The following is a 9,676-nucleotide window of genomic DNA, read 5'->3' as shown; positions in this document are numbered from 1 at the left end:
GGCATTTATAGCGGGATGAGATTGATACAAGCCTTATTGCCGAGAAGGCTAGAAAATGAAATGGCGCTTTAGACTAAAAACGCCATTATTCAGGGGCGACTTTTTAAAAATATCAAACTTTACCTCTCTCAGGCCCTTTAAAGTGTTATTTTCGTATCAAACTATAATGTCGCCGTACAACTTGGTCGTAAAAATTGGTTGTTTGCCAACACAGCCAACGGCGCGCAATCGAGTGCAAACCTTTACAGCTTGATCGAAACCGCTAAAGCCAATGGCTTGATTGCTTACGATTATCTTGTGAAGCTGTTTGAAGAACTGCCAAAACGGGAAAAGGGAGCGGATCTGGATGACTTGTTACCATGGAACATCAAACTGACGGCCTAACAAATCACTCTCGCCGCCTCCATGCGGCTTAGGATCTTCCTGAAGAAAGACAGAGCTCCCACCCTGGGAGCTTAAGCTATCCTTAGCTCTCTGCCTTAGAAGTAACTTAAAGATATTAGTGTTTGATTGCATCCCTTGAGTGCCAGAAAGATGTTGTAGATCAAAAAATAGACTCAAGGTGTAGATGACCGGACGCTTACGGCATAAGCATGTTCTTGATATTGCTCATAGTACTCTTGCCAGAGCAGCATCTTTGTCATGCCTTTACGCCTAAGCTCAACAACGTAATGCGAGAAGTCAGGCATTACCTTTTCTCGGCTAGCTTGTTTTGAGTGATAGAGCGCTTGGGTTAAGTCGGCATCACGGCAATCTTCAGGTAAAGGCCAGTCTATCTGGTTCTGTTTAAAGCGTGCGATCAATTCAGAGACCGTTGCCAAGCTTATATTCAAGCAACTGGCAATACTGCGGTACGACAGACCACAGTCAAATTTAAGGCGCAGCACCTCTTTGATTTTGTTCATAGGAGTTCTCTTTTTAGCCATGGTCGCTTCCTTACTTTTTTGCGAGATAGAGTAAGGGTAGCGAGTGATTGATTTAAAAGAGAAAAAGGAAGGATTTCGGCATTCCGAACGCGGTTTTCGCGATTGCGAACGCGTATTTCGGAGTTAACTCAAAAGTGTTCGGATAATCGCGGAATGAGCGTTCGGATTAAACCGAAATGGGTGTTCGGAATGGTCCGAAATACGCATAAGGTCTGCACGGGGTTAATCCGTCTGGGTGATGGTAGTTGGAGCTTTAAAGGCTCCAACTAGGGAATAAGACACACTAAAAACTAAGATTTTGAGCAAATTTAAAAGCAAATCAAGTCAGGTGTGACTTCGTACTAACTAGCTGACTTAATCGCACATTCCCTAGCTGGTTTGTTTCTACACCGTTTATCACTAAATATATTTACAGAGAATAGACCTCGGTAGTTGCTGGGTGGAACAGTTCATCTACAGAAAGATGTCTTGAACTCAGCCCCTGTTCGTAGTGGTTGCGCAGGAAATATTCTAGCGTTTTTATGTTCGGTGCGACTCCGTATGACCAAAGATCCTTGGACATTTGTTGCGTTACACCTAATACATCTTCGACAAATGGCATTGTTACTTTGGTTGCTGAAGTATCTGATAGGGCATCCGTCGCCATTGTTTTAGCTTCAGTGAAGGCCTTGAGCAGAGCGCCTGGTAACCAGGGGTGCTGCTCAGCTAAACCACGACGCACACCTAGAACGTGCATGATTGGGAATAACCCGGTGTCCTGATGCCATTGGCGTGCTGCAGAAAAACCATCTTGCCAAAGTCGACGAATTTGAGGGTGGCCTTCGTAGTAACAACGTGGCCATCTAGGGCCGATGAAACCATCAATTTCTCCATCGATTAACATCTGGTTTAGGGTCGCACCTTCTGGAGCGTTCTCGATAGTTACGTTGTCTGGTAGATCAAGTTTGATTTTCTCAGGGCGACCAGGTTTGTCCATTCCCCCACGTATCCACGTAATCTGATCAGGGGTTACACCTGCATCTGCAAGGATTGCTCTAACCCATACGTTTGCTGTCAGTTGATATTCCGCGATGCCGATGCGGCGACCTTTGAGATCTTGAGGTGTTTCAATTCCTCTATCTGCACGAATATAAACGGAGGAGTGGCGGAATGCACGGCTAAGGAAAACAGGAATTGCGATGTATTGAGGATTTTCTCGAGTCAACGAAACACAATATGAACTCAATGATATTTCTGAAATATCACACGTTTTGTGGCGAAATGCGTTGAAGAACATCTCTTCTGGTGATTGAAGAAAAGTGATCGGGTCGACACCGTCGATTTGTACCCGTCCATCATGAATAGGGCGGGTTCGATCATAATCACCCATTGCTAGGGAAAGTTGGAGCTTAGACATTTTTTATCCTTCTTGGTAATTAAGTGTGACTGTGTCACCTGTTTCGCTACTGGTAAGTAGTGCATGACAGATTTCGAGTGAAGCTCGGCCCCATTTGCCATTCTGCAAAGGGGGTGTTTGTTCACGCAGTGCCGCATAAAGTGTGTCAAATACTTCTGCGCGGGAGGTTCTAAAAGGTGCAGGGTAGAATTCGGGGCCATTCGCATCGGTAATTTCCACTCCGTTCGGTGTCAGGCGAAGGTCTCCGCGGTCGCCGAATACGAAAACCTGACCAAAGTGCTCGTGAGTTTGAGCCTGAGGGCAGGTTTCGAGTGATGAAAATCCGCGTGATGACTTAAATTCTGATTCGTTCTGAACGGATTCCAGTATTTTGCGGGCGCTCTTGAATTCATCTGACTTGGATATGCCTAATTCAGTAGTATTTTCCATCAGTCGGTCACCATCAAAATGAGCGTAGCCTGAGTACGTCAGGCTGGCAAAGATACCTTCGTTGAAATCAATCAGCATGCTGTAGGCACCCTCGGTCGGTCGGTCAGCATCCCAGACGCCCCCTGTTCTTGCGGTAACACGCTGAGCGGGAACACCAGCGAGTCGGCGGACGAGATCGACTTGATGGACGGCTTGGCTAAACACTACTCCTCCACCTAAGTCTGTGGAAAGCTCCGACGCTGTTCTTGGGCGATATAAAAAATCGGTTGCATAGAGCGCATGTATCATCCTTACGCGCCCAATCTTACCTTTCGCGATTAAAGCTTCCGCGAGCTTAACTGGACCATCAAAGCTGTGGCTAGGGCCAACAATGATCTGTACTCCCGCCTTTTTTGCCGCTTCAATTAGCGATGATGCATCTTCTAATGAGACAGTCATCGGTTTTTCGATAAGGACGGATTTACCGGCATTTATAGCAGCTAAAGCATGCTCTTTATGTAGTCCATGAGGTGTGGATACATAGACCACTTCCACGTCAGGGTCTGTTACTAGGTTGCTAACATCTGTATAGGTCTTTGCGTCAAAAGTCTTTTCAAATGATCTTCTGTGCTCGGAATTTGGCTCCGCGCCAGCAACTAAGATAACTCCTGGGTGAGCATGGATAGCGGTGGCCGATAGCGCAAAGGCTCTCCCTAAACCCGCAACACCTATGCGTATTGGATTAGATATCGAGGACAAGGTGGTCACCTTTCGCTCGGGATACACACAACATTATTGTGTCGGACTTCTCATCATCCATTAAAGCTAAGTCACGGTGATCCACTTCGCCTTCCATATATGTACATTTGCAGGTGCCACAAGTTCCGGTTTCACAAGAGCTGGAAAAATCATGTCCGTTAGCGCGTAAGGCTTCCAGTATAGTGCGATCTGCGGGTACAGTTATCGTTTCACCTGATTTGGCGAGTTCGATGGTGAATTCGGTATCGTTATCTCGAATGATTTCTATGGGCATGAATTCCTCAAAGTGAACTCGGCCATCAGGCCAATGCCCCGTACCACCTTTCACCTCTTCCATTAGAGATGTTGGCCCACAACAATAGATATGTTCCTGAGTTGGAGTCATCAGTAAATCCCAAAAATCGAAAGCATTTGAACTATCGCCTTCGCTATAGTGAATGATGATGTCATCTCCGCAAAGCTCCTGGAGCTCATCAGCATACGCTGCTTTTTCATAGCTGCGAGCTAAATAAATAACTCGGAATTTTCTACCTTCTGCTTTTAATTGTTGTGCCATAGAGTAGATAGGTGTGATACCTATTCCACCACCTATTAATAAAGCATCGTGCTTCGGACCGAGAGGAAATTCATTGTCAGACGTTTCTACATCCAGAATCGTCGATACCGTTGCCTGCTCATGCATCGACTTTGAACCACCACGAGAATTAGGCTCTTTTTTAATTGCAACAGTGTAAGCGTTTGGGTTGTCACCAGAATAAACCAATGAATAATAACGATGAGCTCCAGAGGGCGTGGTTATAGAAATATGTGAACCAGGTTCTGCTGGCGGTAAAGGTTGACTATCAACAGGAGTTAGGGTGAATTCTTCAATTTCTGGCGTAAGAGTACGCCGAGCACTCACTTGCAGTTTCATTTTTCTTCTCTCTAGGTGTCGCAATATATGGATATGGTGTCATCAATCCTTAAATCGGGATATATGATCTAGGACAATATTAGCAATCTAATAATTTTTAGTCAACAATAATTAGATTGCTAATAATGTTGACTATTCAAAATTAGATATCTATTATTTGTTTCGCTGAGGTAATCGAGCATGGGATTAATTTTTTGTTAATACCTCTAATGCCTCTAATGCTTCTTCGACATGTCTTATCGACTCGTCGAATAGAAGCGTGGTTACAAATTTGGCTGACAAGCAGTGACGTAGGGTGCTTGTAGCTATGCGAAATAAAATAAAACGGAGAAAGGCACGATGCTTACACCACAAGAAAATGAATTATTAACTCATGTTATGCCGACCGACCCGATGGGTAAGCTTATGCGTCAGCATTGGACGCCGGTTTGTTTGCTCGAAGAGGTTAAAGAGTGCGATGGAACTCCAGTGTTGGTTGAAGCTTTGGGTTCTCGTTATGTAGCATTTCGCGATACCGAAGGTCGAGTGGGCTTATTGGATGAACTTTGTCCTCACCGCTCGGCGTCTTTGGTGCTCGGTCGTAATGAAGATTGTGGTATCCGCTGCTTGTATCACGGCTGGAAGTTTGATGTGGAAGGTAACGTTGTAGCAATGGCTTCTGAGCCACCAGAAGCAGAAAAGTCTATGTGCTCTAAAGTGAAGCACAAAGCTTATAAAACAGTTGAGTGGGGCGGATTCCTTTGGGCATGGTTGGGTGAAGGTGATTCTCCTGAATTTAAAAAGCCAGCGTTTGCACCTAATGAAGATGTGCAAGTTTCGATCCTCAAAATCCGCTTGCCATGTAACTGGGCTCAAGTTCTAGAAGGTCAGATTGACTCAGCTCATTCTTCATCATTGCACTCTTCGGACATGGTGCCTGCAAAAGTTGAAAGTGCGGCTGCGGACGATCAAAGCTGGTACCGTCCATCAACTGATAAGTCCCCGCGTATGCAGTCTGCGAAAACTGATTATGGATTCCATTACGCTGCTATTCGTCGTCCTATCGCTAACGCTGCAACCCATGACTACATTCGTATCACTCAGTATGTCGCGCCTTACTACGCGTTGATTCCGCCTAACACTTCATACAATGTTGCAGCGGTCATCGTTCCGATCGACAATGAAAACTGTAACTTCCACTTTATCGCATGGGGTAATCCTGAAACTACACCAGATACGACTGCTTGGCGTAAATTCGCTCGTGCAGTACCGGGTGAAGATGTCGATCCAATCACTTGGGCTACTGTAGGTACTATGGAAAACCGCTTCCGTCAGGATCGTATAAAAATGAAAGAGGGTGATTTTACTGGTATTGCGGGCATACCAAACCAAGATACCGCGATGTGGGTATCGATGGGTAAAATTGTTAACCGTACCGATGATATTCTTGGTTCTTCTGATTTAGCGATTGTGGAATTCCGTCGCACTATGGTAGAAGCTGCTCAGAAAGTTGCTGATGGTGAACCTGCTATCGGTAGTGCACCATCAATTCTTCAATCGTCAATCGCTTCTTTCCAAGGAGTTGTACCAAAAGAATCGGATTGGCGCGAACTTTGGAAAGAAAACGTAGTGGCTGGATAAATACTAAATAGTCGACTCTGAATAATGGCGTTTTTAGTCTAAAGCGCCATTTCATTTTCTAGCCTTCTCGGCAATAAGGATTGTATTCATCTCATCCCGCTATAAATGCCACACCGGATCAAGGCAAAGTTAAGCCACTTCAGCAGCTTACGAAGGTTTTGGCCACAGGCGCTTAGGATCACGTTAATCGCATCGCCCAGTATTCCTTTAAGGAAGCATCGTCTGAGTTTTCCGTCTGATTTGAGATGCCCGATGATGGGCTCTACGCTATTTCTTCTCCCCATCCAGTTCTTCTCTTTCTTTGGGACTCCGCCTTTTTGCCCTGCAATCAAGACTTTAATGTCTTCCACACCTGATCCTTTATATCCTCGGTCGACAAAACAGATTTCAGGTTTTCGCCCAATCAAGGTTTCTACTTGTTGCTGTTATTTTTCGGGGGGATTACCGTTGAGAAGTGTCCCCCCAATTCGTTGTCCAACTGGTTCCAATCAATAACCTTAGCCAGTCGAACCAAAGGATGGTTGGGGTTAATGATGTCAACGAGCTGTGGTTGGAATAAATCCTTTTGCGGTATGGTCTTTGTCTGACGAGGCTTCATAAAAATCACCCATTCTACAACTTTTTGGGCCTTATGGCGCATTTATAGCAAGATTTAGGCATTAACTATCTTATAAAAACACTTTGCATTCAATGGGTTGAGAGTTATTCAGGGACGACTAAATAGGTTGGCTTCTTTAAGGTTTCTTATAAGTGCTATATGCCTCAGTATGAGCAAAGTCTTGTGCTGGGGTTTTGCTTTCTGCTTCAGTTGCCAGCTATTCGCTGCCTTGGCAGTCATCAAAAATTAGGTATTGTCCTCCATAAGATTAGAATGCATGTTCAATAAATATTCGCGAACGATTTCAATTTCCTCAGGGCTCATACCGCTTTGAGCCACGTCATTGACTTCTTTTGCTAGAGGTTCAAGGGTGTCCTTAAGGCTCTTTCCATATTCAGTTAAATAAACGACCTGTCTTGGTTTTCCTTCAGTTATAGGGCGAAGCTCGACGAGGCCAGCTGCCAACATGCGTTTAATAACGGAGTTCGTTGTGGGTCCAGTAAGTCCCACTCGTTCACTTAAGGTTTTCTGGGAGATTCCTTCCTCGTTCCAGAGCTCACGTAAGTATCCCCAAAATCCATGGTTTACGCCGTAGGGCTGTAATCTTCGTTCTAATGAATTGAAGTACTGCTTCGAGAGCTCTCGAATAATGTGTGCCATCCTCTCGTATTTTAGCTCTGGAGCAGTATTTAATTTCTCTGCAGACATGTTCTTGTATCCTGGATTTCTAATATTATCGAACTTGTAAACTAGGCTTTAAAAAACCTGGGTTTACTGGTGTTTTAAGCATCAGGGGTAATCAGATCATGTTAGTTAATTAACACGATCTGTCATCTTAGGCCCTTACTATGCTTCCATGTATAGTCGCATCGATAAATCGACAGCTTTAATATCTTTGGTGAGTGTACCCATTGATACATAGTCAACGCCAGCTTGTATGATGTCTATCAGCGTATCGTCATTTATACCACCAGAGGCTTCGATTTTCGCCTTACCGCGGCTTAATTCTACCGCTTTCTTAGTATCTTCTAATGAAAAATTATCCAACATAATTATATCCACACCGGATTGAAGAGCTTGCTCTAGTTCCTCGAGTGATTCTGTTTCAACTTCGATGAGCTTATTTGGCACCAGAGTTCGTGCGACCTGAACAGCCTTATCGATACCACCGCAAGCTGCGATATGATTCTCTTTTATCAAAAATGCATCATACAAACCCATTCTATGGTTCTGCCCGCCACCACAAGTGACAGCATATTTTTGAGCCAGTCTTAGCCCAGGTATTGTTTTTCGAGTGTCGATGAGCTCTACAGGGTTTCTACCGATTTTACTAACAAAGTATCGAGTTCGCGTTGCAACAGCTGACATTAACTGAAGAAAATTAAGCGCTGTTCTTTCACCTGTGAGGAGTGAGCGGGCGGGTCCAGTAACCTCAACAATCAGATCATCAGCTTTGAGGTTATCACCATCGTTAAAATGCCAGAGCAGTTTGACCGAAGGATCAACTTGGCGGAAGGTCTCGCTCACCCAAGCTGTTCCGCATAGCACGGCATCCTGCCGTGTAATAATTTTTGCAATAGCCGTTTGAGACTCTGGGATCAATAACGCGTTGATGTCTCCACTCGCGATATCTTCAGTAAGAGCTGCACTCACATTTGCAGCAATCGCAATCTGTAACGTTGTATTATCTAATTTGTACATTATAACTTCCTATCTCTCTGATTTTGCCAATGTGCATATTTATTAGCGGGTCCGAAGGAGCGCGCTAGCAGAATTTTGATGGCGTTACTTGCTGTTAAAATTACTATTTTTGAGTATCGATTCTACCACATGAAGTGGATTTTATTGATAATTATTAGGTATGTAATATTTTTAACGAGGAGGCCTCAATCAGCAAACTGCTGAAAGTTATCGATTGAGGCATCCGGTATAGTTTGAAGTCGATCATCCAATACTGAAGGTCCATTTGTCGCGCATTTGAGATGTTTAACGGCAGTTGATAGTTCTTTGCGAGTTTTGCTGCGTTTGCTGGTAAATTCGGTGTCGGCGAAGGAAAGCTGGTTTATGATCGGCTGGATTCGTAGTCAGATTAAGTCGGCAAGATTATCTCATGTTACCGACTTAATCGCATGTTCCCTAAGGTTATTGATTGGAACCAGTTGGACAATGAATTGGGGAGACACTTCTCAACGGTGGGTGCATCCGCGTTACCCACTCGCCTTATGGCGGGATTGCTGTATTTGCAACACTTGCATAATTTGTCTGACGACATGGTATTAGAGCAATGGCTTGAATCGCCTTACTACCAATACTTTTGCGGCGAAACCTTTTTCCAACACGACTTTCCGTGTCATCCAACCAGTCTTGTAAAATGGCGAAAACGGTTAGGAGAAGAAGGCTGTGAATGGCTGTTAACCCAGACGATACAAGCAGGTTTAAAACTTAAAGTCATCAAACCAGCAAGTCTAAAGCGAGTAGTGGTCGACACCACGGTACAAGAAAAAAATATCACCTTCCCAACGGATGCCAAGCTCTACAACAAGGCTAGACAACAGCTTACTCAGGTCGCCAAAGAACAAGGCATCACGTTAAGACAAACCTACGACAAAGCTTGTCATGAACTAATGCCAAAAATTGGCCGCTATGGTCATGCCAAGCAATACAAGCGCATGAGAAAAGCCATTAAGCAAGTCAAAGGCTTTTTAGGGAGAGTGCTGCGGGACATTGACCGGCAAGTAAAACGACAAGGGTTAACGCTCACCCAAAAACAGGAAGACACACTTAACCAAGCCTATCGATTACTAAAACAAACTCGCCAGAGCAAAAACAAACTCTACAGCCTGCATGAACCCAATGTGGATTGCATATCCAAAGGCAAAGCGCATAAACGCTACGAATTTGGCGTGAAAGCCAGCATAGCCGTGACCGCTAAAGAATCCTTCATTGTGGGCGCAAGAAGCTTGTTCTGGTCAAGTCCAACCGGACACTTTCCTAAAGGAGTTTTCATACTCAATGGGTGATTGGTCGCCATTCGACGAATGTAATCGCTCCAGATT

6 protein-coding genes and 4 pseudogenes are annotated in these 9,676 nt (G+C 44.5%); 3 read left to right on the top strand and 7 right to left on the bottom strand.

What is annotated here, in order from left to right:
- Positions 1-180: 180 nt before the first annotated feature.
- Positions 181-384: pseudogene (locus DFP77_RS18830) on the top strand (transposase domain-containing protein); the annotation flags it as partial.
- Positions 385-584: 200 nt separating this feature from the next.
- On the opposite strand, the pseudogene DFP77_RS18825 reads toward DFP77_RS18830, so the two are convergent.
- The 4 genes and pseudogenes from DFP77_RS18825 to DFP77_RS18810 form a co-directional block, all read right to left on the bottom strand.
- Positions 585-926, bottom strand: a pseudogene (locus DFP77_RS18825) (IS21 family transposase); the annotation flags it as partial.
- A gap of 409 nt (positions 927-1,335) precedes the next feature.
- Positions 1,336-2,322 (bottom strand): ABC transporter substrate-binding protein, encoded by a 987-nt coding sequence (locus DFP77_RS18820; RefSeq protein WP_114413731.1) that lies wholly within the window; start codon positions 2,320-2,322, stop codon positions 1,336-1,338.
- 3 nt (positions 2,323-2,325) lie between these two features.
- A complete protein-coding gene (locus DFP77_RS18815) occupies positions 2,326-3,489 on the bottom strand; it encodes a Gfo/Idh/MocA family protein (protein WP_220235563.1) in 1,164 nt (387 codons plus the stop codon).
- Positions 3,473-4,402 carry a PDR/VanB family oxidoreductase gene (locus tag DFP77_RS18810; RefSeq protein WP_114413730.1) on the bottom strand — a complete coding sequence of 310 codons (930 nt, stop codon included), beginning with the start codon at positions 4,400-4,402 and terminating at the stop codon, positions 3,473-3,475. The genes DFP77_RS18815 and DFP77_RS18810 overlap by 17 nt, the downstream gene beginning before the upstream one ends.
- Before the next feature lie 339 nt (positions 4,403-4,741).
- On the opposite strand from DFP77_RS18810, the gene DFP77_RS18805 reads away from it, so the two are divergent.
- Positions 4,742-6,022, top strand: a complete 1,281-nt coding sequence (locus DFP77_RS18805; RefSeq protein WP_114413729.1) for a Rieske 2Fe-2S domain-containing protein — start codon at positions 4,742-4,744, stop codon at positions 6,020-6,022.
- A gap of 122 nt (positions 6,023-6,144) precedes the next feature.
- Here DFP77_RS18805 and DFP77_RS18800 read toward each other — a convergent pair.
- The 3 genes and pseudogenes from DFP77_RS18800 to nadC all read right to left on the bottom strand — a co-directional run.
- A pseudogene (locus DFP77_RS18800) lies at positions 6,145-6,444 on the bottom strand (transposase); the annotation flags it as partial.
- 422 nt (positions 6,445-6,866) lie between these two features.
- Positions 6,867-7,328: a MarR family winged helix-turn-helix transcriptional regulator gene (locus tag DFP77_RS18790; protein WP_114413727.1), complete on the bottom strand. Its 462-nt coding sequence runs from the start codon at positions 7,326-7,328 to the stop codon at positions 6,867-6,869.
- A gap of 138 nt (positions 7,329-7,466) precedes the next feature.
- Positions 7,467-8,321, bottom strand: a complete 855-nt coding sequence (gene nadC / locus DFP77_RS18785; protein ID WP_114413726.1) for a carboxylating nicotinate-nucleotide diphosphorylase — start codon at positions 8,319-8,321, stop codon at positions 7,467-7,469.
- Between the two features lie 437 nt (positions 8,322-8,758).
- Here nadC and DFP77_RS18780 point away from each other — a divergent pair.
- Positions 8,759-9,607, top strand: a pseudogene (locus DFP77_RS18780) (IS5 family transposase); the annotation flags it as partial.
- Between the last annotated feature and the right edge of the window lie 69 nt (positions 9,608-9,676).

Source organism: Marinomonas foliarum (assembly GCF_003337275.1).
GTDB classification, from domain to species: Bacteria; Pseudomonadota; Gammaproteobacteria; order Pseudomonadales; family Marinomonadaceae; genus Marinomonas; species Marinomonas foliarum.
This window is presented reverse-complemented; position numbering and strand designations above follow the sequence as displayed.